The sequence below is a fragment of the Actinomadura sp. 3N407 genome (genome assembly GCF_052245875.1).
Lineage (GTDB): Bacteria > Actinomycetota > Actinomycetes > Streptosporangiales > Streptosporangiaceae > Spirillospora.
The window spans coordinates 62,847-89,095 of sequence record NZ_JBQQBP010000022.1; the positions used below are offsets into that span (position 1 = coordinate 62,847).

At 73.6% G+C, this 26,249-nt stretch carries 25 protein-coding genes; 17 read left to right on the top strand and 8 right to left on the bottom strand.

The genetic code is table 11. The features are described 5' to 3' along the window. Window positions 1–299 precede the first annotated feature (299 nt). Window positions 300–1,166 (top strand): helix-turn-helix domain-containing protein, encoded by an 867-nt coding sequence (locus tag ACTWPP_RS38130; protein ID WP_443109365.1) that lies wholly within the window; start codon window positions 300–302, stop codon window positions 1,164–1,166. Window positions 1,167–1,203: 37 nt separating this feature from the next. Here the strand turns inward: ACTWPP_RS38130 and paaI are convergent, their stop codons facing one another. Then, window positions 1,204–1,602, bottom strand: a complete 399-nt coding sequence (paaI, locus tag ACTWPP_RS38135) for a hydroxyphenylacetyl-CoA thioesterase PaaI (RefSeq protein WP_443109366.1) — start codon at window positions 1,600–1,602, stop codon at window positions 1,204–1,206. Window positions 1,603–1,766: 164 nt separating this feature from the next. Here paaI and ACTWPP_RS38140 point away from each other — a divergent pair, with 164 nt between their 5' ends. The 10 genes from ACTWPP_RS38140 to ACTWPP_RS38185 all read left to right on the top strand — a co-directional run bounded on the left by ACTWPP_RS38140 (window position 1,767) and on the right by ACTWPP_RS38185 (window position 10,988). After that, the gene (locus tag ACTWPP_RS38140; RefSeq protein WP_443109309.1) at window positions 1,767–1,898 is read left to right on the top strand and encodes a nitroreductase/quinone reductase family protein; all 132 of its coding nucleotides are present in this window, start codon (window positions 1,767–1,769) and stop codon (window positions 1,896–1,898) included. 56 nt (window positions 1,899–1,954) lie between these two features. Beyond that, window positions 1,955–3,010 (top strand): phosphotransferase enzyme family protein, encoded by a 1,056-nt coding sequence (locus ACTWPP_RS38145; RefSeq protein ID WP_443109311.1) that lies wholly within the window; start codon window positions 1,955–1,957, stop codon window positions 3,008–3,010. 90 nt (window positions 3,011–3,100) lie between these two features. Further along, window positions 3,101–3,967 carry an NAD(P)-dependent oxidoreductase gene (locus ACTWPP_RS38150; RefSeq protein ID WP_443109312.1) on the top strand — a complete coding sequence of 289 codons (867 nt, stop codon included), beginning with the start codon at window positions 3,101–3,103 and terminating at the stop codon, window positions 3,965–3,967. A 170-nt stretch (window positions 3,968–4,137) separates the two neighbouring features. Further along, window positions 4,138–4,980, top strand: a complete 843-nt coding sequence (locus ACTWPP_RS38155; RefSeq protein ID WP_443109313.1) for a hypothetical protein — start codon at window positions 4,138–4,140, stop codon at window positions 4,978–4,980. After that, entirely contained in the window at window positions 4,977–6,071 is a 1,095-nt protein-coding gene (locus tag ACTWPP_RS38160; protein ID WP_443109314.1) for a hypothetical protein, read from the top strand. The genes ACTWPP_RS38155 and ACTWPP_RS38160 overlap by 4 nt, the downstream gene beginning before the upstream one ends. 7 nt (window positions 6,072–6,078) lie before the next feature. Then, window positions 6,079–7,551, top strand: a complete 1,473-nt coding sequence (locus ACTWPP_RS38165) for a hypothetical protein (RefSeq protein ID WP_443109315.1) — start codon at window positions 6,079–6,081, stop codon at window positions 7,549–7,551. Continuing rightward, window positions 7,548–8,897, top strand: a complete 1,350-nt coding sequence (locus tag ACTWPP_RS38170) for an AAA family ATPase (protein WP_443109316.1) — start codon at window positions 7,548–7,550, stop codon at window positions 8,895–8,897. The genes ACTWPP_RS38165 and ACTWPP_RS38170 overlap by 4 nt, the downstream gene beginning before the upstream one ends. 194 nt (window positions 8,898–9,091) lie before the next feature. Further along, the gene (locus ACTWPP_RS38175; RefSeq protein ID WP_443109317.1) at window positions 9,092–9,607 is read left to right on the top strand and encodes a hypothetical protein; all 516 of its coding nucleotides are present in this window, start codon (window positions 9,092–9,094) and stop codon (window positions 9,605–9,607) included. 392 nt (window positions 9,608–9,999) lie between these two features. Then, window positions 10,000–10,635 (top strand): hypothetical protein, encoded by a 636-nt coding sequence (locus ACTWPP_RS38180; RefSeq protein ID WP_443109318.1) that lies wholly within the window; start codon window positions 10,000–10,002, stop codon window positions 10,633–10,635. Between the two features lie 137 nt (window positions 10,636–10,772). Continuing rightward, window positions 10,773–10,988 (top strand): hypothetical protein, encoded by a 216-nt coding sequence (locus ACTWPP_RS38185; protein WP_358468230.1) that lies wholly within the window; start codon window positions 10,773–10,775, stop codon window positions 10,986–10,988. Between the two features lie 18 nt (window positions 10,989–11,006). On the opposite strand, the gene ACTWPP_RS38190 is transcribed toward ACTWPP_RS38185, so the two are convergent. Both ACTWPP_RS38190 and pip read right to left on the bottom strand, forming a co-directional pair. Continuing rightward, window positions 11,007–12,515, bottom strand: a complete 1,509-nt coding sequence (locus tag ACTWPP_RS38190; protein ID WP_443109319.1) for a chromosome segregation ATPase — start codon at window positions 12,513–12,515, stop codon at window positions 11,007–11,009. A gap of 79 nt (window positions 12,516–12,594) precedes the next feature. After that, entirely contained in the window at window positions 12,595–13,542 is a 948-nt protein-coding gene (gene pip / locus ACTWPP_RS38195) for a prolyl aminopeptidase (RefSeq protein ID WP_443109367.1), read from the bottom strand. Window positions 13,543–13,603: 61 nt separating this feature from the next. On the opposite strand from pip, the gene ACTWPP_RS38200 reads away from it, so the two are divergent. Beyond that, window positions 13,604–13,828: a hypothetical protein gene (locus ACTWPP_RS38200; RefSeq protein WP_443109320.1), complete on the top strand. Its 225-nt coding sequence runs from the start codon at window positions 13,604–13,606 to the stop codon at window positions 13,826–13,828. Between the two features lie 29 nt (window positions 13,829–13,857). Here the strand turns inward: ACTWPP_RS38200 and hrpA are convergent, their stop codons facing one another. Both hrpA and ACTWPP_RS38210 read right to left on the bottom strand, forming a co-directional pair. Next, window positions 13,858–17,826 (bottom strand): ATP-dependent RNA helicase HrpA, encoded by a 3,969-nt coding sequence (hrpA, locus tag ACTWPP_RS38205; protein ID WP_443109321.1) that lies wholly within the window; start codon window positions 17,824–17,826, stop codon window positions 13,858–13,860. 158 nt (window positions 17,827–17,984) lie between these two features. After that, entirely contained in the window at window positions 17,985–19,511 is a 1,527-nt protein-coding gene (locus ACTWPP_RS38210) for an NADH-ubiquinone oxidoreductase-F iron-sulfur binding region domain-containing protein (RefSeq protein ID WP_443109322.1), read from the bottom strand. Window positions 19,512–19,741: 230 nt separating this feature from the next. Here ACTWPP_RS38210 and ACTWPP_RS38215 point away from each other — a divergent pair, with 230 nt between their 5' ends. Further along, entirely contained in the window at window positions 19,742–19,870 is a 129-nt protein-coding gene (locus ACTWPP_RS38215) for a hypothetical protein (protein WP_443109323.1), read from the top strand. Here ACTWPP_RS38215 and ACTWPP_RS38220 read toward each other — a convergent pair. After that, the gene (locus ACTWPP_RS38220) at window positions 19,855–20,763 is read right to left on the bottom strand and encodes an SDR family oxidoreductase (RefSeq protein WP_443109324.1); all 909 of its coding nucleotides are present in this window, start codon (window positions 20,761–20,763) and stop codon (window positions 19,855–19,857) included. The two genes, ACTWPP_RS38215 and ACTWPP_RS38220, sit on opposite strands and share 16 nt — an antisense overlap. A 34-nt stretch (window positions 20,764–20,797) precedes the next feature. Further along, the gene (locus ACTWPP_RS38225; protein WP_443109325.1) at window positions 20,798–21,562 is read right to left on the bottom strand and encodes an SDR family oxidoreductase; all 765 of its coding nucleotides are present in this window, start codon (window positions 21,560–21,562) and stop codon (window positions 20,798–20,800) included. 81 nt (window positions 21,563–21,643) lie between these two features. Here ACTWPP_RS38225 and ACTWPP_RS38230 point away from each other — a divergent pair, with 81 nt between their 5' ends. Genes ACTWPP_RS38230 through ACTWPP_RS38245 form a run of 4 tightly spaced genes read left to right on the top strand, consistent with a single transcriptional unit; the run spans window position 21,644 to window position 25,132 of the window. Next, window positions 21,644–22,390, top strand: coding sequence for an enoyl-CoA hydratase family protein (locus tag ACTWPP_RS38230; protein WP_443109326.1), 747 nt, complete (start codon window positions 21,644–21,646; stop codon window positions 22,388–22,390). Next, window positions 22,387–23,247: a CoA transferase subunit A gene (locus tag ACTWPP_RS38235; protein WP_443109327.1), complete on the top strand. Its 861-nt coding sequence runs from the start codon at window positions 22,387–22,389 to the stop codon at window positions 23,245–23,247. The genes ACTWPP_RS38230 and ACTWPP_RS38235 overlap by 4 nt, the downstream gene beginning before the upstream one ends. Further along, entirely contained in the window at window positions 23,244–24,008 is a 765-nt protein-coding gene (locus ACTWPP_RS38240) for a CoA-transferase subunit beta (RefSeq protein WP_443109328.1), read from the top strand. Before ACTWPP_RS38235 ends, ACTWPP_RS38240 begins: the two co-directional genes overlap by 4 nt. Next, window positions 24,005–25,132 carry an NAD(P)H-dependent flavin oxidoreductase gene (locus ACTWPP_RS38245; RefSeq protein WP_443109329.1) on the top strand — a complete coding sequence of 376 codons (1,128 nt, stop codon included), beginning with the start codon at window positions 24,005–24,007 and terminating at the stop codon, window positions 25,130–25,132. Before ACTWPP_RS38240 ends, ACTWPP_RS38245 begins: the two co-directional genes overlap by 4 nt. 82 nt (window positions 25,133–25,214) lie before the next feature. Here ACTWPP_RS38245 and ACTWPP_RS38250 read toward each other — a convergent pair whose 3' ends face one another. Next, window positions 25,215–26,222 (bottom strand): aldo/keto reductase, encoded by a 1,008-nt coding sequence (locus ACTWPP_RS38250; protein ID WP_443109330.1) that lies wholly within the window; start codon window positions 26,220–26,222, stop codon window positions 25,215–25,217. Window positions 26,223–26,249 lie beyond the last annotated feature (27 nt).

Sequence of the window (26,249 nt, forward strand, 5' to 3'; positions counted from 1 at the left end):
GACCACCGGGCCAACTCGGTTGTCACCACTGCGATACGCAGCGCAGCCATTCGGCCACCGACAGCACAGGTCGCCGCCCATGCACACCGGCCGGGCACGCGATCCACGCGGTACCCGGCGATTCGCACCGAACGCGATTTTCATACTTCCCAAAAACCCGCCCCCATCCTCTAACATAGGGCGGTGCCGTTCCGCGGTGCCGTTCCGCCCACGAGCAGACCCGTCGACTGGCTGGTGACCCCTTGGTCCAGGATTCAGCTGCCCCAACACCTCCGCCCGAAGGTGATCCGGCCGGACGGCTGATCGATTATCCCCGGCGCGGCGGCCCCACCGTCCTGCGCATTCTGCTCGGCGCCCAACTGCGCCGGCTCCGCGAGGAGCGCGGCATCTCCACCGAGCAGGCGGGCTACGAGATCCGCGGCTCGCACTCCAAGATCAGCCGGATGGAGCTCGGCCGGGTCGGCTTCAAGGAACGCGACGTCGCCGACCTGCTCACCCTCTACGGCGTCGACGACCCCGGCGAGCGCGCCCCGCTGCTCGAGCTGGCCAAGGAGGCCAACACCCCCGGATGGTGGCACCGGTACGGCGACGTGCTGCCGAGCTGGTTCGAGGTCTATCTCGGCCTGGAGGAGGCCGCCTCGCTGCTGCGCACCTACGAGCTGCAGTTCGTCCCCGGGCTGCTGCAGACCGAGGACTACGCGCGCGCCGTCGTCCGCCTCGGCTTCTCCGACGCGGCCGAGGACGAGGTCGAGCGGCGCGTGCAGCTCCGCACGATCCGGCAGGAGCGGTTCACCTCCCCCGGCGCGCCGACGCTGTGGGCCGTGGTGGACGAGGCGGTCGTCCGCCGCCCGCTCGGCGGCCGCGACGTGATGCGCCGCCAGATCGAGCACCTGATCGAGGTGTCCGAGCTGCCCAACGTCACGCTGCAGATCGTGCCGTTCGGCGCGGGCGGGCACGCCGCCGCGGGCGGTCCCTTCACGATCCTGCGGTTCGCGGAGCCCGGCCTCTCCGACGTCGTCTACCTGGAGCAGCTCACCAGCGCGCTGTACCTCGACAAGCCGACGGACGTCGACACCTACATGCGGGCCATGAACAACCTCTGCATCACCGCCGCGCGCCCCGACGACACGGCTCGGCAGCTCACCCGCGTCCTCAACGACCTCTGATCCCGAGGGACGCGCGGCGACGCGGCCGGCCCAGCGGTCAGGGGCCCGGGTCGTCGAGCACGCGCTGGTCGCGGCTGCGGCTCCCGCCGCGGAACTCGGCGACGACCTCGCCGTCCGGGACGCGGCGAACCGTCACGTCGTAGATTCCGCTGCGGCCGTAGCGGGTGCGCTCCACCGCGGTCGCCTCCAGGACGTCGCCGGTGCGGGCGGGCGCGACGAACACGACGTCGGCGGACGCCGCGACCGTCACGGCGTCATGGGTATTGCACGCGTAGGCGAACGCGGAGTCGGCGAGAAGGAACACGTAGCCGCCGTGCGCGATGCCGTGCCCGTTCACCATCGTGTCGCCGACCGTCATGCGCAGCCGGGCCCGTCCGGGCGAGATCTCGGTGATCTGCATGGCGAGGTCCTGCGCCACCTTGTCCCGCGCGTACATCGTCTCGGCGCATCGCCGCGCCACCTCAGCCGCGTCGTCCACCGGCCCAGGGTAGCCGCGGACTGCAACCAGGGCGTTCGCCCAGGACGACGGTGCGGTGTTCGGATATTCGACACGTTCACCGCGCTGGCGCGGACGGCGATGCCCGAGGAGAAGCCCGCGCTGTGGCAGAGGATGGCGCCGTCTGGCGCGCGTACGACGAGTACCAGCAGAAGACGACCCGCGACATTCCCGTGGTCGTCCTCGAACCCGCTGAGCCGCGCGGTTCCCTTTCGCGGTGCGGGCGGGACGTGTAGCGTCGCCGTAGAACATCCATTCGACCATCGTCCGTCCACGCAGCCGAGGTGCCGAGGTGCCGACGTCACAGAGTGCTGACACCGAGCCGCCGCCACGGCTGCTGAGACGCTGGGAGATCGACGCGCCGGACGCCCCGGACCCGCTGGCCGCCGGCCCCGGCCGCCGGTGCTGGCGCGTCGGCACGGCCGACGGTGCGTTCTTCCTGAAGGAGTATGCCGAACCCGACCGGCGCCGCGTCCTGTTCCAGCACGCCGTGACCACCGCGCTCGACGAGGCCGGCCTTCCGGTGCTCGCGCCGATGCCCGCGCGCGGCGGCCGGACACTGGTCACCGCCTCCGGGCGCGGCTACGTCCTCTACCCGTGGGTGGGCGGGCGCGGGCGCGGCGGGCTGGAGTTGACGTTCGGCCAGTGCGAGAGGCTCGGCGAGCTGCTGGGACGGCTGCACGCGGCGCTCGACCTGCTCACGCCGCCGGTGCAGCAGAGCCTGCTGGTGCCGACGCCGCGCGCCGCGTCCGCGGCGGCCGCCGTCGACGCGATGCTGCGCGACCTGCCGGACGGCGGCGGAACCGACTTCGACGCGCTGACCGGACGCCGCCTGCGGGAGCGGCGCGAGCTGCTCACCGAGTTCGCCGACCACCAGCCGCCCGAGATCGAGGTGAGCACCGTCGGCCATCTGCACGGCGCGTTCCACGCCGGGCACCTCCGGTACGGCGGGTCGGGCAACGTCACCGCCGTCCTCGGCTGGGACGGGCTGGCGACCGGCCCCGTCGCCGGGGAGGTCGTGCGGGCGGCGGCGCGGCTGTTCGCCTGCGACGACGAGCGGGGGCTCGACCTCGACCGCGTCCAGGCGTTCGTGCGCGGCCACCGCTCGGCGTTCCCGCTGGACGCCGGGCAGATCCAGTCGGCGGTGCACCGCGAATGGTGGGAGCGGCTCTGCGACGTCGCGCCGCTGCGGCACCGGTACCTGGGCGAGGACGGCGCCGGCGAGCGGGGCCTCGCCGCCCTGGTGACCTGGTGGTCGGCCCAGCTGGACCGCACCTTGGACGCGTTCGCGGCGCCCTACACCGCCGTGTACGCGGACGCCCCCGGCGACAGCCCCGCCTACGGCTAGCCGGCACCGCACGGTCCGCCTGTTCGCGGGTAGGAAGGGCATTGTCGGACAGGCATCGTCCGGACAGGCGGTCCGCGAAGGAGTGGGAACATGACGGCAGTCGCGTTGCTCGGCACCGGGATCATGGGCGCGGCGATGGCCCGCACGCTGCTCGGGGACGGGCACCGGGTCACGGTGTGGAACCGCACCCGATCGCGCGCCGAGCCCCTCGCGGGCGACGGCGCGACCGTGGCGGACTCCCCCGCCCAGGCCGCCGGCGGTGCCGAGGTGGTCATCACGATGCTGGACGACGGCGACACGGCGCTGTCGGTCATGACGGACGCGTCGCCGGCGCTGCGGCCGGGGCAGATCTGGGCGCAGATGGGCACGGTCGGCGTCGCGTCCGTGCGGCTGCTCGCCGGCTTCGCCGCCGACCAGGGGCTCCTGTTCGTCGACGCGCCCGTCCAGGGGACGAGGCAGCCCGCCGAACAGGGAAAGCTGGTGGTCCTCGCGGCGGGGCCGCAGGACGCGCGGACCGTTCTCGAACCGGTGTTCGGCAGCGTCGGCGCCAGGACGCTCTGGCTGGACGAGGACGGTGCGGGCGGCGCCGGCACCCGCCTCAAGCTCGCCGCCGTGAGCTACGCGATCTCGCTGACCTCCGTCGTCGCCGAGTCGGTCGCGCTGACCAAGGGCCTCGGGCTCGACCCGGCCCTGCTCGGCGAGGTCCTCACCGGCGGCCCGCTCGACAGCGTCTACCTGCAGGCCAAGATGAAGGCCATGCTCGCGGACGACTTCGAGCCGAGCTTCGCCGTCCGCAACGCGGAGAAGAACACCCGGCTGATCCACGAGGCCGCCGAGGCCGCCGAGATCCGGGTGGACGTGAACGACGCGGCCGGCGCGCGGTTCCGCCGCGCCATCGACCGGGGACACGGCGACGAGGACATGGCCGCCACGTACCGCGCGAGCTTCCCCGGCTGACCCGGCGCGGGGTATGGCGCCGATCGTTATCGCGGAGGTTCCGGAGGCCCCGTCCCCGCGTCCGCTCCGGCGCTGCTCCATCGTGTGGCGGAGCCCCGCCGGCCTCGTGCGGGACGGCCCAAAACTGGAAAACACTGGAACTGTCTGGAAGCTCCTGTACTGTCTGCCGCATGTCCCGGTCCCCCGGCGTCCCGACCCCCGACGAGCTGGAGCGGCGCATCACCGAGCTGCGCGCCGCCGTGCGCCGGGCCATGGCGACCGGTGACCGGCACGAGGCCCGCGGCCTGCGCGCCGAGCTGCGCAAGGCCGAGACGGCATGGGACGACGCCGTCCTCGGCGACGCCCCCGCCGGTGGCCGCGGCGGCGAGGAACCCGGTGCCGGGCAGCGCGGGCTGCTGCCCGTCCGGGAGCAGGTCCACCAGGCGCTGACCCTGCTCGGCGCGCCGTCCGCGCCCAAGCTGATCGGGTCGGTGTACGCGGCGTTCTTCCCCGGCGAGATCCCGGGGAGCAGGCTGACGAGCCTGCGCCGCGACGAGGAACGCTCGTTCCGCACCGCGCCGTACGCGCGGCCGTACTACCTGTGCGCCGCGCTGACCGCCGATCTTCTCGCGCCGGCCCGCGGGCTGCTCACCGTGAGCACCTGGCCGCTGGAGCAGCGGATCGTCGGGCCGCTCAGCCCGCGCACCGATTTCCTCACGTGCGCCGCACGCCTCGCCGAGCAGGCCGGGCGGGGGAGGCCGTCCCCCGACGTGCAGCGGCTGCTGTGGCGTTTCGCGTCCAACATTCCCGGTGCGGTCACCGGTACGGTCGGTACCGTCGATCCGGCCGCCCTCGCCGAGGCCGCCCGGGCCGAGCTGGACGTGCACCGGGAGCCGGACCGGCGGCGGCGCGCGTCCGCCGCCGGGCGCGCCCGGGCCCAGCTCGACGACGCGGAAATGCTGTTCGGCAGCCGGCTGCGGGCCCTGCGGCACTCCGGACGGCGCCCTGCCAGCAATGGAGAGACGGACGGATGACCGAGACCGCGCCGGACCTGGACCGGCTGCGCGGCGGCGCTCCCCCGCGCAATCACGACGCCCGCACGATCGCCGCGCTGACGTCCAATCCCGGCTGCGCCCGCCGCGGGGTGATGGACGCGGCGGGGGTCGACAAGGACACGGTGGCGCGGGAGCTGGGCTTCCCCGCGCCGTTCGGGCAGTCGCAGTTCGCGATCACGCGCGGGAACGTGTTCGAGGCGCAGGTGAAGGCGGACGGATGCGCGGAGCTGCTGACGCTGCTGCGCGAGCGGCTCGGCCTCGCCGTCCCCGAGGTGGCCTACGACGACCTGGAGGTGGTCGCGGGCAACGAGGGCCGGGAGCTGCGGCATTCGCGGACCCGGCGGCTGGTCGCCCGCGTACTGGAGACCGGTGAGGGCACGCTGTTCGACCATCCGCTGCTGCGGCTCGACATCGCCGGGCGGCTCGCCTACCTGGAGCCGGACGTCATCGCGTTCCAGCTCGCGGGGCGGCTGCACGTCATCGAGATCAAGTCGTTCGCCGTGGTGGACGGGCAGGCCGAGCCGGAGCAGGTCGCGGCGGCGGCGCGGCAGTCGGCGGTGTACGTGCTCGCGCTGCGCCGGCTGGTGGCCGAGCTGGGGCACGATCCCGGGCGGGTGTCGCACGACGTGTTCCTCGTCTGCCCGGAGAACTTCTCCAACCGCCCGACGGCGACACCGCTGGACGTCCGGCCGCAGCTCGCCGTCCTGGAGCGGCAGCTCGCGCGCCTCACCCGCATCGACGACATCCTGGCGGAGCTGCCCGGCGATCTGACGTTCGGGCCCGGGGACGGGCTCGAAGAGTCGGTCCGGGCGGTCGAGGCCCGGTACGCGCCGGAGTGCATGTCGGGCTGCGAGATGGCGCTGTTCTGCCGCGACGAGGCGCGCGCCTGCGGCTCGACGGGCGCGCTCGGCCGTTCCGTCCGCGACGACCTCGGCGGCGTCGACACGATCGGTACCGCGCTCGCCCTGGCGGACGGCTCGCTCCCGCCGTCCGACGACCTCGCGGAGACGGCCGACCAGCTGCGCACCGCGGCCCGCCTCCGCGCCGAAGCCCTGGACGGGGTCGCGTGATCGGTACATGAGCGCACTGTCCTCGCTCGCCCGCCTGGAGGCGGCGGCCGCCGGGGTCGCGCGGCCGCTCGCGACGGTGCGGCACTGCCACGTGCCGGACGCGCCGCTGGTGCTCGTCCCGCTGAAGCTCGCCGGGGAGGCGGCGGCGCCGCTGGCGGTGATGGCCGGGAGCGCGCGGGACGATCCGGCGCTGCTGATGGTGCCGCAGCCGCGCAACCGGGACCTGCGGTTCGCGTTCACCGCCGATTTCGCCAAGCTCGTCCTGAACCACATCGAGACGAGCCGCGGCGCCGTGGAGGAGCTGCCGCCCGGCAAGGAGGGCGAGGAGCGGATCCGGTACGGGAACGCACCGCAGCTGCTCGTGCCGAACCGGGGCGGTGTCGCGTTCCTGCGGATGGTGGGACGGTCGACGCGGTTCCGCAGCACGGAGGGCCCGTACGCGGTGGACCCGGCGGTGCCGGTCCTCGGCCGGTGGCTGACGTGGTTCGCCGACCGGTACGACCATCCCGGGTCGTCGCTGCTGGGCGCCATGACGGAGATGCTGCGACTGCACTGGGCGACGGGTCAGAGTTCCCTGGAGGACGGCAACCTCGCGGCGCTGATGGGCTGGATCGACCCGCCGGACGGTCTGGACGGCCCGGCCGCGGCCGCGCGTGCCGAGGATCCGGTGATGTGCCCGCCGGCGGGGCCGACGACGGACCCGACGTTCGACAACGAGGTCCTCGCTCCGGCGATCGCCGGGTACGACCGGGCGGGCGCGGGCTCGCGCGCCGAGGAGCGGCTGCGCACGGTCCTCGCCGGCCAGCTCACCCCGACGTGGGACCTCATGTGGGATGCCGTGGCGCTGCTGCGCGCCCTGCCGGAGGGGGCGAGCGTGCCGAAGCGCTGGGAACGCGACCGGGACGCCTTCACGTACTACCACCAGACGTTCGGTGAGGCGTACCCGCAGGCGCGCCGCGACCCGCCCGTCCGTGCGGCGCGGCGGCTGCACGACCTCGAACGCGCCCAGGACGCCTACGACGCGCAGCGGGCGTTCGACGACCCCCTCGTCATGGCCGAGCACCGGCTGACGGGCCAGGCGTTCGGCGGCGTGGTCACCGAATGCGACCCGACCCGGCTGGACGAGACGGGCAAGCGGCCGAAGCTCCGCCCCCACCTGCGGGTCGGCACGCGGGATCCGGTGCGGCTCGACGCCGGGACGACCGTGTGCGACGCCGCGCGGCCGGCGCTCAAGGGGAGGATCGTGGAGCTGGGCGACGGGGCCGTGCTGCTGGAGCTGACCGGCGGGATGGGCCGCAAGCTCACCCCCGAACCGGGCGTCGTCCCCCGGGTCGGCGACCGGGTGTGCTTCACGTCGCTGACCGACGGTTCGTTCGGCGCGGCCAAGTTCCCCGAACGTGAGGACACGCCGTGGACGCACGGCGGGCCGCCCGAGGAATACGTGCCGACCCACGAGGACGCCGAAGAGGAATGGTCGTGACCGAACATGCGGGGCGCCGCCTGGTGCCGGTGACGGCGGACGAAGCGGCCCCCTCCGAGGCGGCGGCGCGGGTCGTGGACGGCGTCCTCGCGGATCTCGGCGGCGGGCACCGCGGCGTGGTGGTCGACTCCCCGCCCGGCGCCGGGAAGTCCACGCTGGTCGTCCGCGCCGCCGCGCACCTGGCCGCGGCCGGTGAGCGCCTGATGATCGTGGCGCAGACGAACGAGCAGGTCGACGACCTCATCGACCGCATCGCCGGCAGGCACCCGGAGGTGACGCTCGGCCGCCTGTCGGCGTCGGGATACGTCCCGTCCGAGCGGGTCGCGGCGCATCCGGCGGTGCGGGTCGCGCAGAAGGCCGACGACCTCGCCGAACACACCATCGTGATCGCCACCGCCGCGAAATGGGCGACGCTGCCCGACGGGTCGTGGCCGTGGGCGATCGTGGACGAGGCGTACCAGATGCGCTCGGACATGCTGCTGCGCATCGCCGGGCGGTTCGAGCGGGCGCTGTTCGTGGGCGACCCGGGGCAGCTCGACCCGTTCTCCACCGTCGAGGTGGAGCGCTGGGCGGGCCTGTCGTGGGACCCGATGCGCAGCGCCGTGTCCGTCCTGCTGGCGCACAACCCGGACCTGCCCGTCCACCGGCTCCCGGTGTCGTGGCGGCTGCCCGCGTCGGCCGCGCCGGTGGTGTCGGAGGCGTTCTACCCGTTCACCGGGTTCCGCGCCGGCACCGGGCCGGGCGACCGGCGGCTGGAGTTCGGGGCGCGCGGCATGGGCACCACCTACGACCAGGCGCTCGAAGAGGCCGCCGCCACGGGCTGGGGTCTCTACGAGCTGCCGGCGCGGCACACACTGCGCACCGACGCCGAGGCGGTCCGCGCGACGGCGGCCCTGGCCGTACGGCTGCTGCAGCGCGGCCCCGTCGCGCACTCCGAACTCGGGTCGAGTCCCGTCGACGCGGCGCGCGTCGCGATCGGCGCGGCCCACCGCGACCAGGTCACCGCGATCCGCGCCGCGCTCGGCCCGCACGGCGACGGGATCACGGTCGACACCGCCAACCGGCTCCAGGGCCGCGAGTACGACGCGACGGTCGTGCTGCACCCGCTGTCGGGACGCCGCGACGCCACCGCCTTCCACCTGGAGTCGGGACGCCTCTGCGTCCTGACGTCCCGGCACCGGCACGCGTGCGTCGTGGTCGCGCGGGCGGGCATCCCCGAACTGCTCGACGCGCACCCGTCCGCCGAACCCGTGCGTCTCGGCGTGCCGGTGAAGTTCCCGGACGGCTGGGAGGCCAACCAGTCCGTCCTGGCCCACCTGGCCCGCCATCGGGTCCCCGCCGGTTGACCGGGCCATGCGCCCGCCGCGCGGCACCGTCATCGGGACGCGGCAGGGAACCCGTCATGCGGACGTGTGCGAAGCGCCGGAAGGGAAGCGTCAAAGAAGATCTTCAACGTATCCGGGATCACGGCGCCCGGGTACGAGGGAGGGCCCCGGACGGATACTGTGAGATCCGGTGCCTCAGCGATCAGGGGAGGGACATGGAGGACATCGGCTTCATGTGCGCCCGCTGCGGCGGCGAGGTGCACGACGTCACCCACAACCGCGAAGGCTCGCTCGACGGAGTGGGCTACCGCCACAACCGGCGGGTGGAGCCGTGGGACCACGAGCTGGAGCTCGCCGTCGGCGAACCCGCCCCGCAGGACCAGGGCTGCGACTTCTGCGGCGGCTCCGGGCCCAGCTGGCTCTACTACCCCACGCTGGACCCCGAGGACACCGACATGTTCGAGGTCGAGCTGGACACCACGCAGCTGTCGGACGACGACACCGCCGTCGCCGTCCTCAACATGCTCTACCCGTGGTACGCCTGCGACACGTGCTCCGTCCTCGTCGCCGACCGCAACATCGACGTCCTCATCGACCGCGCCCTCGACCGGACCCCCGTCCCCGAAGACGGCCCCGTCGACGAGGAGACCGTCCGCGCACGCCTCAAGGGCTCCCTCTCGGTGTTCTTCACCACCCGCCCGGGCCGCCCCCAACCCTCACGCGCCGTGTGATTCTGCTTTCTCTCCTCCTTCGGGCCTGACGGCCCTCCACGTCGAGAAACGCGTGCGATCGCCGCATCGGTCCGGCTCGCCTTGCGGCTCGCTGCGCGATCAGGTTCCGGCAGGCTCGAACCCGTTTCGGACGCGGTCGCGATAGCCGGGGTCGCTGCGTGGCCGGTGTGCCGGTTGAGGTTCAATCGCCCGGGATGGTGTCCGGCCCCCTGGGGTGAAAGGACGGCTGCTCGGGTGGGTGGTCGCTCCGGGTGGTGGGGGTTAGGGCTGGAGTGTCGGGGTGGGTCATTAGACTCGGTGCCGTTTTATTGGGGAGCGCGTTACCACGGGGGAACACGGTGATCATTGACGGGCGGTTTCATGGGCCGGACGGGTCCGGGAACGGTGGGTACGTGGCGGGGCGCCTCGCGGGGCGGGTGCCGATCGACACGGTGACGGTGACGCTGCGGCTGCCGCCGCCGCTGGACACCGAGATGGCCGTCACGGTCGAGGACGACCGCGGGCACAGTGTGCGGCTCTGGGACGGGGACCGGCTGATCGCGGAGGCGCTCGCGGGAGCGATCGTGGTGCCGCCCATCGCGCCCGTCCCGTTCGAGCGGGCGTCGGAGGCCGCGGAGAAGTACCGGGCGGCGGAGAGCCACCCGTTCCCCGGCTGCTTCGTGTGCGGGCCGGAGCGGGAGCCGGGCGACGGGCTGCGGCTCGAACCGGGGCCGGTCGCCGACGACACCGTCGCGGCGCCGTGGGTGCCGGACCGGGTGCCCGAACGGGAACTGGTGTGGGCGGCGCTGGACTGCCCCGGCGGATGGTCGTTCGACGTGGCGGAGCGTCCCGCCGTGCTCGGCACGATGACCGCGCAGGTGATGGACGTGCCCGAGGCCGGGGAGCGGTGCGTCGTGATGGGGCTCGCGCGCAGCCGCGAGGGCCGCAAGATGCACGCGGCCACGGCGCTGTACGGCGCGGACGGACGGCTGCTGGGCCGCGCCGAGCAGATCTGGATCGAGATCGACCCGGAGCGGTTCGGGCGCTGACCCTCGGAGGCCGATGATCCGTTCGCGGCCGCCCCGGTCCGGTTCCGCATGGTTCACGGAAATGTGTCGCCGGGCATTGTCGGGGCGGCCGGTTCCGCTGTTCAATCTGAGCTTCCGCGAAAACGGAGGCGGGTCTGATGAGCGGAAACGTTCTGTTGCTTCTCGGTGTCGCAGCGCTGGCGATCTACATGGGCGTGCACTGGGAGCGCGCCCGCCGCGCCGTCTCGGACCTGCGGCTCAGCCGGCGACGGATCGTCGGCCTGCGGCAGGCGGCGGCGCGGGAGCGCGGCCATGTCGCGATGATCTGGGCGGTGGCGGCCCTGGCGCTGTTCCTGGCGGTCAGGTACGGCTGAGCCCGGGCCGCGCGTCCGTCAGGGGCCGGTGAAGAGGGGATCCTCCCGGTCCGCGCCGTTGACCGGGCGGACGTGGTTCGGGGGGTTGGCGCCGGGCATCGGGGGATTCCCGGTGTTCGGGCCGGGCGTCCCGTTCGGGACGGGTGCGCCGAGCGGCATCGGCGAGCCGTTGTTCGCCTGCGGCATGCTCGGGACGGGGCCGCCGATCGGGGGCGGGCCGGGCGGCATGCCGGCGGGCTGCGGTCCCGTGCCGTGCGGGACGCCCGCCGGGGGCATCGGGTTTCCGCCGCCGGGCATCCGGCCGCCGGGCGGGACGCCGGACGACAGCGTGCTGTGCGTGAACTGGTCGATCTGGCGGCGGGCGCGGTCGGCCTCGGCGCGGGCCGCGTCGCGTTCCTCGGCGAGGGCGGTGAGCGCGGCCTGCTGCTCGGCCACCGACTGCGACAGCTGCCGCAGCTGAACCCCCTGGTCGTTGACCTTGGCGGCGAGCTCGTCCCGTTCGGCCGTCGCGGCCTGGGCGTGGGCCTGCGCGGCGTCGCGTTCCTTGGCGGCCTCGTCGGCGCGCGCGTTGGCGCGGACGACCTCCGCCTCGGCCTCGGACTGGGCGCGCAGCGCGGTGGTCCGTTCGGCCTCGGCCTTGCTGGCGGCCTGCATGGCGCGCTGCCGCTGCGCCTCGGTGTCGCGCATGGCGTTGCGGAGGTCCTCGGCGCCCTGCTTGGCGACGGCGGCCTCGACGCGCTGCGACTCGGCGGAGCCCTCGGCCTCGGCGAACTTGGCGTGCATGGCGACGAGTTCGGCGCGGGCGTTCTCCAGCGCGGCGAGCAGTTCGGTCTCGCGGGCCGCGACGCGGTCGCGTTCGCTTTCGGCGGCCAGCTTCGCGCTCATCGACTGCTGCGCGATCTGGTGCGCCTCCTCCCACGCCTGCTGCGCGGCGTCGCGCTTGGCGGTGGCGAGCTTGGCCTCCTCGCGGGCGCCGGCCGCGTCCCGCTCGGCGGTGTCGGCGCGCTGCCGGGAGGACGACGCCTCCTGCCACGCCTCCTCGGCGCGGCGCTGGGACGCGTCGCGCTCGCTCTGCGCGATGGCGAGCTCGCGGGCGGCCTCGGCGCGCACCTCGGCGACGCGCCGTTCGACGCCGGCGACGCTCAGCTCGGACGTCAGGGAGTCGGCGAGCAGGTCGGCCGCCTTCTCCAGCCGTTCGACCATCTCCCAGGCCGAGGCGACCTGCCCGGTGAGGCCCGGCGCGTCCCGGCCGCGTTCCCTGCGGTCGCGCGCCTCGCGGGCGCAGGCGCCGTCGTTGTCCTGGCAGTAGCGGACGGTGCGGACGGCTCCCATGGGCTGGGGCACGGGACGTCCGCAGTTGGCGCAGGGCCACACGGTGACCGGTTCGCCCATCCGGGCGACCGCCGTTCCGGCGGATCCGCCGGACCCCCTGTCCCCGTCCCCCGCGCCTTCGGAGACCGCGCCGGCCCGGGGAGCCGCGGCCGCCCCCTGGGGGCCGCTATTGTCGCGCTCTTCGCTGTTAGGCATGGAATGAACCATACGCATTGATGCGCGTGACTGCAGTGACTTGGGTGGTACATGTGGGGGTGCCCACGTCGTACTGAACTTAGCAAAATCGGTCGGTCGCCTCGATGAGGCGGTCGCGGGTGCCGGGCTCGGCGCCGCCGTGGCCGGCGTCCTCCACGATGTGGAACTCCGCCTCGGGCCAGGCGCGGTGCAGATCCCAGGCTTGGTCCGGCGGGGTCTTCATGTCGTAGCGGCCGTTCACGATCACGGCGGGGATGTGCCGGATGCGGTCGGCGCCCGCGAGCAGGCCGCCGTCCGGGAGGAAGCCGCCGCGGGAGATGTAGTGGTGCGTGATGCGGGCGAACGCCACGACGAGGGTCTCGTCCAGGTCCGGCGGCGGGACGGGCAGGAGCGTGTTCGCGGCGAGTTCCCAGCCGATCCACGCCCGGGCCGCCGGGACGTGGACGGCCGGGTCCGGGTCGCCGATGCGGCGGCCGTAGGCGGCGAGAAGGTCGTCCTGCTCGCCGGGCGGGATCGCGTCGCGGAACGCCGCCCACTCGGCGGGGAAGAGATGCGCCGCGCCGGTCGAGGTGAACGCCCACGCCTCATCGGGCGGGCGGACGAGGTAGACGCCGCGCAGCACCATCTCCGACACGCGGCCGGGGTGCGCCTGCGCGTAGGCGAGGGCCAGGGTGCTGCCCCAGCTTCCGCCGAACACGAGCCACCGGTCGATGGACAGGTGCTCGCGCAGCCGTTCCATGTCGGCCACCAGGTGCGGTGTGGTGTTGTGCTCCAGCGACACCGCCGGGTCGCCTGCGTGCGGGACGCTCTGCCCGCAGTTGCGCTGGTCGAACAGCACGATCCGGTAGGCGGACGGGTCGAAGAACCGCCGGTTGTCGGGCAGCAGCCCGCCGCCGGGGCCGCCGTGCAGGAAGACGGCGGGTTTGCCGTGCGGATTCCCGCAGGTCTCCCAGTAGATCCGGTTTCCGTCGCCGACGTCGAGCAGCCCGGAGTCGTACGGCTCGACCGGTGGGTAGAACTCCCGCAATCCCATGAGACCAGTCATACCCGATCAACGATCATGGTTCGTTCGCGCCTATCATCCCCGGGTGACGGAGCTTAGGTGCACTTTGTGCGGGAGCACGAGTTTTCAGCAGGGTTTCATCGAGGACTCCGGCCAGTCCGCCCGCGGTTTCTCCCGCTGGGTCTCCGGCCCGCTGGAGCGCGGCGTCTTCGGCGGCGCGAAGCTGTTCGGACGGCCGCGGCTGCAGGTGCACGCCTTCCGGTGCACCAAGTGCACCCACCTGGAACTGTTCGCCTACGACGCGGACTGAGCGGGTGACCGGAGCGGAACGCCCCCGGGTCAGAGCTGGGCCATCGCCTTGCGGATGCGCTTGTCCGATACGGGGAAGCGGGTCCCGAGCTGCTGGGCGAAGAGGCTGACCCGCAGTTCCTCCAGCATCCAGCGGACCTGCCGCGCGGGCTCGTCCTCGCGGCGCGACGGATGCAGGCGGCGCAGCGTCTGGTCGTACTCCTGCGCGAGGACGTCGACCTGGTGCGCCAGCATCCGGTCGCGGCCGGGGTTCTCGGGGAGCTTGTCGAGCCTGATCTGCAGGGCGCGCAGGTAGCGGGGCAGGTCCTGCAGCCGCGCCCATCCGGTCGCGGTGACGAACCCGGGGTGGACGAGCGCCGCGAGGTTGCCGCGGATGTCGGTCAGCGCCGGGACGAGCGTGAGGCTCGTGGTGCCGCGCAGCCGCCGGTCGGCCTCGTGCGCCTCGGCCAGGACGCGTTCGACCAGCTCGACGATCTGCGCGGTCGCGTCGTGCAGGTCGGCGCGGACGCGGTCGTACAGGGCGCGGAAGCCGTCCTCGTCCCAGGCGGGCCCGCCGGCCTCGGCGATGAGCCGGTCGGCGGCGGCGGTGACGCAGTCGTCGAAGAGCGCGGTGACGGAGCCGTGCGGGTTGTGGCTGAGCGCGAGCTTGCCCTTGTTGGTGAGGCGGCCCCGGATGAGCTTCACCGGCGAGGGCGCGCTCAGCAGGATCAGGCGCCGCGTGCCGAGCCACATGGCCCGGCGCTGCTCCGCCTCCGTCTCGTACATGCGGACGGCGACGCTCTCGCCCTCGTCGGTGAGCGCCGGGTAAGCCTTGACGTCGTAGCCCGCCTGCTTTTGCTCGTAGGTGCGGGGCAGTTCCCCGATCGTCCACTCGGTGAGACCGGACCGTTCGATGGTGGACGCCGCCTTGGACAGCGTCCCGCGCACCTTGCCCGCCAGGCGGCGTTTCAGCTCGTCCAGGTCGGTGCCCTCGCCGAGCGTGCGGCCCTTGTCGTCCACGACGCGGAACGTGATGTGCAGGTGGGCGGGGAGCCGGGACGGGTCCCACGCCTCCCGCGCGAGAGGCACGCTCGTCATCGCGGTCAGCTCGCGTTCCAGGGCGTCCAGGAGCGGCTCGGTGCGCGGCGCGACGCGGTCGAGGACCTTGCGGGCGTAGTCGGGCGCCGGGACGAAGTTGACGCGCAGCTGCTTGGGCAGCGACCGGATCAGCTCGGTGAGCAGTTCGGCGCGCAGACCGGGGACCAGCCATTCGAACCCGTCCGGCCGCACCTGGTTGAGGACCTGGACGGGCACGTGCACGGTCACGCCGTCGGCGTCGGCGCCCGGCTCGAACTGGTAGGTGAGGCGCAGCCGCAGCGGGCCCTGCTTCCACACGTCCGGGTAGTCGGCCTCGCTGACGCCGCCCGCGGTCTCGTTGATGAGCATCGACTTCTCGAAGCCGAGCAGGTCGGGGTCGGAGCGCCCGGCCCTCTTCCACCAGGAGTCGAAGTGCCGCCCGGAGACGACGTCGTCGGGGATCCGCTCGTCGTAGAAGTCGAAGAGGGTCTCGTCGTCGACGAGGATGTCGCGGCGCCGGGCGCGGTGCTCCAGCTCCTCCACCTCGTCCAGCAGGGCGCGGTTGTCGTGGAAGAACCGGTGGTGGGTCTCCCAGTCGCCTTCGACGAGCGCGTGCCGGATGAACAGCTCGCGGGACAGTTCGGGGTCGATGCGGCCGTAGTTGACGCGGCGGTCGGCGACGATCGGCACCCCGTACAGCGTGACCTTCTCCCGCGCCATGACCGCCGCCTGCCTCTTCGACCAGTGCGGCTCGCTGTAGTTGCGTTTCACCAGGTGCTGCGCGAGCGGCTCGATCCACTCGGGCTCGATCCTGGCGTTGACGCGTCCCCACAGCCGGGACGTCTCGACCAGCTCGGCCGACATCACCCAGCGCGGCGGCTTCTTGAACAGCGACGACCCGGGGAACACGGCGAACTTCGCGCCGCGCGCACCGATGTACTCCTGGCCCCGGCGCTGCTTGTCCTTCTTCTCGGTGTCGGCGAGCCCGATGTGCGAGAGGAGACCCGCCAGCAGCGAGGTGTGAATGCGGTCGGGTTCGGCGTCGGTGGTGTTGAGCGTGACGCCGAGGGACTTGGCGACCTGTTTGAGCTGGCCGTGCAGGTCCTGCCATTCGCGGATGCGCAGGAAGTGGAGGAACTCGCTCTTGCACATGCGCCGGAACGCACTGCCCGACAGTTCCTGCTGCCGCTCGCGCAGGTAGTTCCACAGGTTCAGGTACGCCAGGAAGTCGGACGTGGGGTCGGCGAAACGGCGGTGCTTGTCGTCGGCGGCCTGCTGGTGCTCGGCGGGACGTTCCCGCGGGTCCTGGATCGACAGCGCCGACGCGATGATCAGTACCTCGCGGACGCATCCGTTCTTGTCGGCCTCCAGGACCATGCGGGCCAGGCGCGGGTCGACGGGCAGCTGGGCGAGACTGCGGCCGAGCGGGGTGAGCCGCTTCCGAGGGTCCTTCTCCGACGGGTTCATGGCGCCCAGCTCGTGGAGCAGGTCGACGCCCGCCTTGACGTTGCGGCGGTCCGGCGGCTCCACGAACGGGAACGCGGCGATGTCACCGAGGCCGAGGGCCGTCATCTGCAGGATGACCGACGCGAGGTTCGTGCGCAGGATCTCGGGGTCGGTGAACTCCGGTCGGGACTCGAAGTCCTCCTCGGAGTAGAGCCGGATGCACACGCCGTCGGACACGCGGCCGCAGCGTCCCTTGCGCTGGTTCGCCGACGCCTGCGAGACCGGCTCGATCGGGAGCCGCTGCACCTTCAGGCGGTGGCTGTAGCGGGAGATCCGGGCCGTGCCGGGGTCGACGACGTACTTGATCCCCGGGACGGTCAGGGACGTCTCGGCGACGTTCGTCGCCAGGACCACGCGCCGCCCGCGATGCGGCTGGAACACCCGGTGCTGCTCGGCCGAGGACAGCCGCGCGTACAGCGGCAGGACCTCGGTGGCGCCTCGCTGGCGCGTGAAGTGCTTGGTCAGCGCGTCGGCGGTGTCGCGGATCTCCCGTTCGCCGCTGAGGAAGACCAGCACGTCGCCGGGGTCCTCGCGGCCCAGTTCGTCCACGGCGTCCACGATCGCCTGGATCTGGTCGCGGTCGGGGTCCGCGGACGGATCGTCCGGGTCGGCGACGGGCCGGTACCGGACCTCCACCGGATAGGTGCGGCCCGACACCTCCACGATGGGTGCGTCTCCGAGATGTCCATCGGGGGACGATCCCCCGGACCCGCTGAAGTGCTCGGAGAACCGCTCGGGGTCGATCGTCGCCGATGTGATGATCACCTTGAGATCCGGGCGGCGCGGCAGGATCTCCTTGACGTAGCCGAGCAGGAAGTCGATGTTCAGGCTGCGCTCGTGCGCCTCGTCGATGATCAGCGTGTCGTACTGGCGGAGCAGCCGGTCGGTCTGGATCTCGGCGAGCAGGATGCCGTCCGTCATCAGCTTGACGAGCGTGTCGTCGCTGGAACGGTCGGTGAAGCGCACCTTGTACCCGACGGCGTCGCCGAGATCGGTGCCGAGCTCCTCGGCGATGCGGTCGGCGACCGTGCGCGCGGCGAGCCGGCGCGGCTGGGTGTGCCCGATCGAGCCGAGCACGCCCCGGCCCAGCTCAAGGCAGATCTTGGGGATCTGGGTGGTCTTGCCGGAGCCCGTCTCCCCCGCGACGATCACGACCTGGTGGTCGCGGATCGCGGCGAGGATGTCGTCCTTCTTCTGCGCGACCGGCAGCTGCGCCGGGTAGGTGATCGCGGGCACGGCGAGGCGCCGCCGCTCCACCCGCCGCCCGGCGGCCTCGACGTCGGCGGTGATCTCCTCGGCGACCTTGGCGCGCCGTCCCGCGTCGCGCATCTTCTGGGCGCCGTCGATCCGGCGGCGCAGCCGGTGCTGGTCGCGCAGCATCAGCTCCGGCAGGCGCGCACGCAGGTCGGCGAGCGGCGATCTCACAGGCGTCCTCATAGGCATCGACAAGGATAGGGTTCCAGGCCCTCGGCTCCGCTCACCCCACAAACCTTCGCACCGTAGCCGGAGCGCCCCACGCGAGGCGATCCATTTTCGGTGGTACGCGATTAGAACGCCCCGTTACCGCACGGCATTCCGGCGACCGCGGCGGGCGGCTACCGCCCGGGCCGGCCGGGCGCCGCGGCGGGCGGGGTGCGCGGGACGAGGCGGAGCGCGAGGCCGGGGCACACCGCGACCGCGCGTCTCGCGTCCGCCTCCAGCCGCGCAGGAACCGGCCCGGCGGGAACGACCGGGTAGCCGTACTCGTCCATCCGGACCACGCCGCGCAGCACGTCGGCGCACCGCCCGTGCCCGTCGCAGCGGCTCCAGTCGATCTCCAGGCTCAGCCGCGCCCCGGTGTCGGCGGGCAGGACGCCCCGGACGGGACGGCCGCATCCGCCGTCCGCCAGATGCCGGGCGATGTCGGCGGCGAAGACGTCCAGGGCGGACAGCGCGAAGCGGGCGGAGCCGTCGGGGTGCGCGCAGGCGCCGCGCCCGCTCACCATCCGGGCGGCGCGCAGGACGGTGTCGCGGGCGGCGCCGGCGTCGCGTCCGGCGGCGAGGTCGGCGAACGCGCCGGCGATGTCGGGCAGCCCGAGCCGGCACGGCCCGCACTGCCCGGTGGACTCGGCCGCCAGGTAGCGGGCCGCCCGCGCGCATTCGCCGAGCGGGCAGGTGCCGCGGCCGAGCGGCAGGACGGCCCCGGCGCCGAGCACGCCGCCGGACGCCGCGAGGCCCGCCCGCGACACCCCGGTCCGGGCCGCGGCCTCGCCGCTCAGCCAGGCACCGCGGTAGCCGCCGACGAGCACGCCGTCGCCCGCGCGGGCGCCGCACAGGTCGAGCAGGTGGCCGAGCGGCGCCCCGGCGGGCGTCTCGACGACGGCGGGGAACCGGGCCGCGCCGGTCACGGTCAGCAGCACCGTGCCGGGTTCGTCCGGGGTCCCGGCAGAGGCGTAGGCGTGGGGGCCCAGCCCGGCGAGGACGGCGAGCTGCGCGTAGGTCTCGGCGTTGGACAGCAGGGTGGGCAGCCCGTGCACGCCCCGGCCGGAGGCGCGGCCCTCGTGGACGGGCGGGATCGGGCGGCCGCCGTTGATGCCGCTGATCAGCGCGCCGCCCTCCCCCGTGACGAACCGCGCGGGCAGCCGGACCGTCCGTGCCCGCACGCCGATCCCGCGTTCGGCGATCGCCCGCCGCACCGAGCGGGCCGCCTCCTCGTCGGTCACCGCGACGACGACCTCCAGCGCGCCGAGCGCGGTCGCGGTGAGCGCGGCGCCGTCCAGGATCAGGTGGGGGGCGCGGCGGAGCAGCACCTTGTCCTTGGCGCTGCCGGGCTCACCCTCGGCGCCGTTGACGACCACGACGGTGCGTTCGCCGCGGCGGGAGGCGGCGCGGGCGGCCGCCTCGACCTTGCGGGCGAAGGGGGCGGCGGCGCCGCCCCGGCCGTGCAGCCGACCCTCCTCGCAGAGCGCGATGAGCTGCGCGGACGTGTGGGGACGCGGTTCGGGGTGCAGGGCGCGGTGGGCGTCCCAGCCGAGCCGGGCCGTGCCCTCCAGCCCCTTGGTGAGCCGCGGCGGGCCGATCTGCCGTACCGCGATCGGCGGGCGCGCGTCCGCGTCCGCGGCGTCCTCCCCGTCACGCCCCATGTGCGCCCCCTCGCTCGCGTGCCCCGCCGCCGACCTGTACGACACGTGAGGAGGCCCGCCGGTTCGGCGGCGCCGGCAATCTTCTCCGCGCGGGTTCCCCGGCGGCAGGCGGTGGGAACCCGCCGCGCGCTGGTGACGAACGTGTGCGCGGGCAAAGCGATCACGATCGTTCAGCGGCCGGCGGGCGTGCCGGGCGGCGCGGGCTTCACGCGCGCCGCCCGTTCGAGCGGATGTGGCGGGACGTCCAGGCCGGGCGGATCACGCCGTTCGGCGAGCAGGCCGCGGCCGACCTGATCGGTGCCTCCGCGTTCGGTGTCGCGCCGGCGCCCGAGTCGGGGTCCGGTCAGCCGGCGCCGTAGACGGGCTCGGGGGCCGGGGCCTTCGCGAGCAGGCCCGTGACGACCTCGCCGACCTCGGCCGGGTCCCACTTCGCGCCCTTGTCGGCGGCGGGACCGTGCCGGAAGGCGTCCATCACGCAGATCTTGCCGCCCTCGGCCTCGAAGACCCGTCCGGTCACGTCCCGCGACGCGGCGGACCCGAGCCACACGACGAGCGGGGAGACGTTCTCCGGGGCCATGGCGTCGAACTCGCCCTCCGCGGGGGCGGCCATCGTCTGCGCGAAGACCTCCTCGGTCATGCGGGTGCGGGCGGCGGGCGCGATCGCGTTGACCGTCACCCCGTAGCGGCCGAGTTCGGCGGACGCGACGAGCGTCAGGCCGACGATGCCGGCCTTGGCGGCGGAGTAGTTGCCCTGGCCGACACTGCCGAGCAGGCCCGCGCCGGACGAGGTGTTGACGACCCGCGCGTCGACCGTGCGGCCCGCCTTGCTCTCGGCGCGCCAGTACCGCCCGGCGTGCTTGAGCGGCAGGAAGTGGCCCTTGAGGTGGACGCGCATGACGGCGTCCCACTCGTCCTCATCGAGGTTGACCAGCATGCGGTCGCGCAGGAACCCGGCGTTGTTGACCAGGGTGTCGAGCCGCCCGAACGTGCCGGTCGCGGTGGCGATCAGCGCGGCGGCGCCGGCGTCGGTGGCGATGTCGTCGGTGCTGGCCACGGCCCGGCCGCCGAGCGCCTCGATCTCCCGGACGACGTCGTGCGCGGGCCCCTCGGAGGCGTCGCCGGTGCCGTCCCGCGCGACGCCCAGGTCGTTGACGACGACGAGGGCGCCCTGCCGGGCGAACTCCAGGGCGTGCGCGCGGCCGAGCCCGCGCCCGGCGCCGGTGACGGCGACCACCCGGTCCTTGCAGATCATCGCGACTCCTTCTGTGCTCACGCTTGTTCGGGGCTCACGGCTTGTTGGCGCTGGCGGCGTCCAGGAAGGCGGGGCGCTCTCCCCCGCCGTGCAGCAGCATCGACGACCCGGTGACGTAGGACGCGAGGTCGGAGGCGAGGAACACGCAGGCGGCGCCGACGTCGTACGGATCGGCGAGGCGGCCGAGCGGGACGGTCCGCTCCACCGCCGCGATGCCCGCCTCGTCCCCGTAGTGCAGGTGCGACGACTCGGTGCGGACCATGCCGACCGTCACGGAGTTGACGCGGATGTGCGGCGCCCATTCGACGGCCAGGGACGTGGTGAGGCTCTGCAGGCCGGCCTTCGCCGCGCCGTAGGCGGCGGTGCCGGGCGACGGGCGTTGCCCGCTCACGCTGCCGATGTTGACGACCGAGCCTCCGCCGCCCTCCAGCATCCGCGGCCGCAGTGCCCGCGCCATGATCAGCGCCGAGGTCAGGTTCAACTCGATGATCTTGATGTGGGTGCGCAGCTCACCGTCGGCGAGCGGCAGGAACGGTGCGCCGCCCGCGTTGTTGACCAGCACGTCGGCGCGGTCCAGCCCGTCCGCGAAGGCCTGCGCGGCGGCCGGGTCGCGGGCGTCCAGCGAGACGAACCTCACCGTCCGGCCGCCCGCCTCCGGAAGCGACTCCGGCTCGCGCCGGGCCACCGCGACGACGTCGGCGCCCGCCTCCAGGAGGGCGCGGCTGATCCCGGCGCCGACCCCCCGCACGCCGCCGGTGACCACGGCGGTCTTGCCGCCCAGATCGAGCGTCAGTGCCATCGCGTCTCCTGCGGCATAGCGCCTCCCGTGTCCGCCTCTGCTACGTTCTGTTCTAACAAATGTTTGGTGGAAAGGTAGCGCATGGGAGTCTCCACCACGACCCTGGACGGGGTCGCCGAGATCGTCGTGGACGCTCCGCCGGTCAACGCCCTGACCGTCGCGGGCTGGTACGAGCTGGCCGACGCGGTCCTCGCGGCGGGCCGCGACCCGCGGGTCGGCGCCGTCGTGCTCCGAGCCGAGGGCCGGGGGTTCAACGCGGGCGTCGACATCAAGGAGATGCAGAACACCGACGGCCACGCCGCCCTGGTCGGGGCCAACCGCGGCTGCTACGCGGCGTTCGCCGCCGTCTACGACTGCGAGGTCCCGGTCGTCGCCGCCGTCCACGGCTTCTGCCTCGGCGGCGGGATCGGCCTCGTGGGCAACGCCGACATCGTCGTCGCCTCGCAGGACGCCTACTTCGGCCTCCCCGAGGTCGACCGCGGCGCGCTCGGCGCCGCCACCCACCTGGCACGGCTCGTCCCGCAGCACCTGATGCGGGCCATGGTCTACACGTGCCGCAACGTCACGGCGGACGAACTGCACCGCCACGGCTCGGTGCTGGAGGTCGTCCCGGCGGGCGAGCTGCGCGCCAAGGCCATGGAGGTCGCCGCGAACATCGCCGCCAAGGACCGGTACGTCATCCGCCGCGCCAAGGAGTCGCTGAACGGCATCGACCCGATCGACGTGAAGCGCAGCTACCGCTACGAGCAGGGCTTCACGTTCGAGCTCAACCTCGTCGGCGCCGGCGACGAGCACCGCGACGCCTTCGTCGCCAAGGGGGCGAAGTGAGCAAGATCCTCTCCATCGAGGAGGTCGCCGGGTCGCTGGAGAGCGGCATGACGGTCGGGATCGGCGGCTGGGGCTCGCGCCGCAAGCCGATGGCGCTCGTCCGGGCGATCCTCCGCTCCCCCGTCACCGACCTCACCGTCGTGACGTACGGGGGGCCGGACGTGGGGCTGCTGTGCGCCGCGGGCAAGATCCGGCGGCTCGTCACCGCTTTCGTGACGATGGACACGGTGCCGCTGGAGCCGCATTTCCGGCAGGCGCGGCAGTCCGGGTCGATCGAGCTGACCGAGTACGACGAGGGCATGTTCATGTTCGGGCTGTACGCGGCGGCGCACCGGCTGCCGTTCCTGCCCACCCCAGTGGGCCTCGGCTCGGACGTCCTGAAGGTCAACCCGGAGCTTAAGACGATCCGGTCGCCCTACGAGGACGGTCGCGAACTCGTCGCCGTCCCGGCCCTGACGATGGACGTGGCGCTCGTGCACATGAACCGCGCCGACGCCCGCGGCAACGCCCAGTACCTCGGCCCGGACCCGTACATGGACGACCTGTTCGCCAAGGCGGCGGACCGCACGTACGTGTCGTGCGAGCGGCTCGTCGACACCGCCGACTTCGCCAAGGAGGGGCCGATGCAGTCCCTCCTGATCAGCCGGTCGCACGTGACGGGCGTGGTGGAGACGCCGAACGGGGCGCACTTCACCGACTGCGCGCCCGACTCCGGGCGGGACGAGGCGTTCCAGAGGCTCTACGCCCAGTCGGCGGCCGACCCGGACAAGTGGGCGGCGTTCCGGGACCGTTTCCTGTCCGGCGACGAGGCCGCCTACCAGGACGCCGTCCGGGTCTGGCAGGAGGAATCCCGATGAGCACCACGAGCACCACCACGGGCACCACCACGGGCACCGTCACGCGGGCCGAGGTCTGCGCGGCCGCGTGCGCCGACCTGTTCCGGGGCGACGGCGAGATCGTCGCGGCGGCCGTCGCCGGGTTCGTGCCGATGCTGGGGTCCCGGCTGGCGCGGGCCACGTTCGAGCCCGACCTGCTGACCACCGACGGCGGTCCGGCGCTGAGCGCCGAGCCCGTCCCGCTCGGCGCCCCGGCGGCGACGGCCGAGGGCTGGCTGCCGTTCCGCGACCACCTGTGGCTCGTCCTCAACGGGCGGCGGCACGTGGTGATGGGGCCGAGCCAGATCGACGCGCACGGCAACACCAACATCTCGTGCATCGGCGACTGGGAGCGTCCGGCGCGGCAACTCCTCGGCGTGCGCGGCGGGCCGGGCAACACGCTGCTGAACACGACGAGCTACTGGGTGCCGAAGCATTCGGCGCGGGTGTTCACCGAGAAGGTCGACATGGTGAGCGGCGTCGGCTGGGACCGGGGCGCGCACGAGATCCGCGCCGTGGTGAGCAACCTCGCGGTGCTCGACTTCGACACCCCGGACAGGCGGATGCGGCTGCGGTCGGTGCATCCCGGCGTGGAGGTCGACGACGTCGTCGCCGCCACGGGCTTCGAACTGGTCGTCCCGGACGAGGTGCCGCTGACGCGGCTGCCCGGCGACGGGGAGCTGCGGGTCATGCGCGAGGTGCTCGACCCCAAGGGGCTGCGTGAGAGGGAAGTCCCCGCATGAGCGAGGCGGACCAGGGGGAACGGGGGGTCGTCCCCTCGCAGGAAACAGGCAGGGGCGAGCAGGTGCTCGCCACCCCGCTGACCCGGCTGACCGGCGTGCGGCACCCGGTCGTCCAGACGGGCATGGGGTGGGTGGCCGGTCCGCGGCTCGTCACGGCCGTAGCGAACGCCGGCGGCCTGGGGATCCTCGCGTCGGCGACGATGACGCTCGACCAGCTCGCGGACGCGGTCCACGAGGTCAAGGACCGCACGGACGCGCCGTTCGGCGTCAACCTGCGCGCCGACGCCGGCGACGCGGGCGACCGCATCGACCTCCTGATCAAGGAGGGCGTGCGGGTCGCCTCGTTCGCGCTCGCGCCGAAGAAGGAGCTCATCGCCAAGCTGAAGGACGCCGGGCTCGTGGTGATCCCGTCGGTCGGCGCGCGGCGGCACGCGGAGAAGGTCGCGGGCTGGGGCGCCGACGCCGTCCTGGTGCAGGGCGGCGAGGGCGGCGGGCACACCGGTCCCGTCGCCACGACGCTGCTGCTGCCGCAGGTCGTGGACGCGGTGGACATCCCGGTGATCGCCGCCGGCGGCTTCTTCGACGGACGCGGCCTCGCCGCCGCGCTGGCGTACGGGGCGGCGGGCGTCGCGATGGGCACCCGGTTCCTGCTGACGTCCGACAGCTCGGTCCCGGACGCGGTCAAGCGGGTGTACCTGGAGACCGGCGAGACGGTGGTGACCCGGCAGGTGGACGGGATGCCGCACCGGGTGCTGCGCAGCGAGCTGGTCGACACCCTGGAGGGTTCCGGCCGGGTCGGCGGGCTGATCCGGGCCATGCGCAACGGCGCCCGGTTCAAGAAGCTGTCCGGGATGTCGTGGCGCGAGATGATCGCCGACGGGAAGGCGATGAAGCACGGCAAGGACCTGTCGTGGTCGCAGGTCCTCATGGCCGCCAACACCCCGATGCTGCTGAAGGCGGCCATGGTGGACGGCCGCCCCGACCTCGGCGTGATGGCGTCCGGGCAGGTCGTCGGCGTCATCGGCGACCTGCCCGGCTGCGAGGAGCTGATCGAGGGGATCGTGAAGCAGGCGGCGGAGGCGATCGCCGCCCAGCGTTCGTACCTGACGCAGCCGCGGCGGTGACCCGGCCGGGTCAGGGAACGCGGCCGACCGCGCCGGGGTAGGCGGCCCTGCGGACGGCGCACAGGATCAGGGCGGCCGGCGGTCAGTAGCGTCCGCCGACGGGCGCCGGGACGTCGTCCAGTTCTGCAAGGTCGGTCACGGTGAGGTCCAGGCCGGCGGCGCCCGCGTTGTCGCGCAGGTAGCGCCGCTTCTTGGTGCCGGGGATCGGGATGACGTGCTCGCCCTGCGCCAGCGTCCAGGCGATGGCGACCTGCGCCGGAGTGGCGCCGTGCCGCTCGGCGACCGCCTTGACGACGTCGACGATGCGCAGGTTGGCCTTCAGCGCGTCCCGCTGGAAGCGCGGGTTGCCGCCCCTGAAGTCGGTGTCCTCGAAGTCGGCGGAGGTGACCGTCCCGGTGAGGAAGCCCCGACCGAGCGGCGAGAACGGCACGAACGCGGCGCCGTTGGCGGCGCACCAGCCGACCACGTCCCCCGGCCCTTCCCTGCCGGACGCGTCGCCGGGCAGGGTTCCGGCGAGCCCGCCCGGCGCGCCCATCGCGTCCCGGGTCCACAGCGACAGCTCCGACTGGACGGCCGCCACCGGGTGGATCGCGTGCGCCTCCGCGGCCTGCGCGACACTGACCTCCGACAGGCCCAGGCTCCGGACCTTGCCCTCGGCGACCAGCTCGGCCATCGCGCCCCACGTGTCGGCCAGCGGCACCTCCGGGTCGACGCGGTGCAGGTAGTACAGGTCGATCACGTCCGTGCCGAGGCGGCGCAGGCTGTCCTCCGCGGACGCCCTGGCGTGCTCGGGCGTGCCCCGCCGGACGATCTTCCTGGTCGTCATGCTCTCGACGACCAGGCCCGTCTTGGTGGCGACGACCGCCTCGTCCCGGCGTCCCGCGAGCGCCCGGCCGACGAGCGTCTCGTTGTGGCCGTCGCCGTAGGGCTGCGCGGTGTCCAGGAACGTGACCCCGAGGTCGAGGGCCTCGCGGATCAGCGCGGCCGACGCCGCGTCGTCCCGTTCCGACTCGGTGTAGGCCCAGCTCATCCCCATGCAGCCGAGCCCGACCGCACCGACCGGCGTCCCCGCGAACTCACGCGTCCTCATGGTCTGCGCCCTTTCCTTCGAGGTGTG

What these genes read in the sequence shown, in the direction of transcription:
- paaI (WP_443109366.1), bottom strand. Translation starts at nt 1,602, where the DNA reads ATGTACGCGCGGGACAAGGTGGCGCAGGACCTCGCCATGCAGATCACC.
- ACTWPP_RS38150 (WP_443109312.1), top strand. Translation starts at nt 3,101, where the DNA reads ATGACGGCAGTCGCGTTGCTCGGCACCGGGATCATGGGCGCGGCGATG.
- ACTWPP_RS38155 (WP_443109313.1), top strand. Translation starts at nt 4,138, where the DNA reads ATGTCCCGGTCCCCCGGCGTCCCGACCCCCGACGAGCTGGAGCGGCGC.
- ACTWPP_RS38160 (WP_443109314.1), top strand. Translation starts at nt 4,977, where the DNA reads ATGACCGAGACCGCGCCGGACCTGGACCGGCTGCGCGGCGGCGCTCCC.
- ACTWPP_RS38165 (WP_443109315.1), top strand. Translation starts at nt 6,079, where the DNA reads ATGAGCGCACTGTCCTCGCTCGCCCGCCTGGAGGCGGCGGCCGCCGGG.
- ACTWPP_RS38175 (WP_443109317.1), top strand. Translation starts at nt 9,092, where the DNA reads ATGGAGGACATCGGCTTCATGTGCGCCCGCTGCGGCGGCGAGGTGCAC.
- ACTWPP_RS38185 (WP_358468230.1), top strand. Translation starts at nt 10,773, where the DNA reads ATGAGCGGAAACGTTCTGTTGCTTCTCGGTGTCGCAGCGCTGGCGATC.
- ACTWPP_RS38190 (WP_443109319.1), bottom strand. Translation starts at nt 12,515, where the DNA reads ATGCCTAACAGCGAAGAGCGCGACAATAGCGGCCCCCAGGGGGCGGCC.
- hrpA (WP_443109321.1), bottom strand. Translation starts at nt 17,826, where the DNA reads ATGAGGACGCCTGTGAGATCGCCGCTCGCCGACCTGCGTGCGCGCCTG.
- ACTWPP_RS38210 (WP_443109322.1), bottom strand. Translation starts at nt 19,511, where the DNA reads ATGGGGCGTGACGGGGAGGACGCCGCGGACGCGGACGCGCGCCCGCCG.
- ACTWPP_RS38215 (WP_443109323.1), top strand. Translation starts at nt 19,742, where the DNA reads ATGTGGCGGGACGTCCAGGCCGGGCGGATCACGCCGTTCGGCGAGCAG.
- ACTWPP_RS38220 (WP_443109324.1), bottom strand. Translation starts at nt 20,763, where the DNA reads ATGATCTGCAAGGACCGGGTGGTCGCCGTCACCGGCGCCGGGCGCGGG.
- ACTWPP_RS38225 (WP_443109325.1), bottom strand. Translation starts at nt 21,562, where the DNA reads ATGGCACTGACGCTCGATCTGGGCGGCAAGACCGCCGTGGTCACCGGC.
- ACTWPP_RS38230 (WP_443109326.1), top strand. Translation starts at nt 21,644, where the DNA reads ATGGGAGTCTCCACCACGACCCTGGACGGGGTCGCCGAGATCGTCGTG.
- ACTWPP_RS38240 (WP_443109328.1), top strand. Translation starts at nt 23,244, where the DNA reads ATGAGCACCACGAGCACCACCACGGGCACCACCACGGGCACCGTCACG.
- ACTWPP_RS38245 (WP_443109329.1), top strand. Translation starts at nt 24,005, where the DNA reads ATGAGCGAGGCGGACCAGGGGGAACGGGGGGTCGTCCCCTCGCAGGAA.
- ACTWPP_RS38250 (WP_443109330.1), bottom strand. Translation starts at nt 26,222, where the DNA reads ATGAGGACGCGTGAGTTCGCGGGGACGCCGGTCGGTGCGGTCGGGCTC.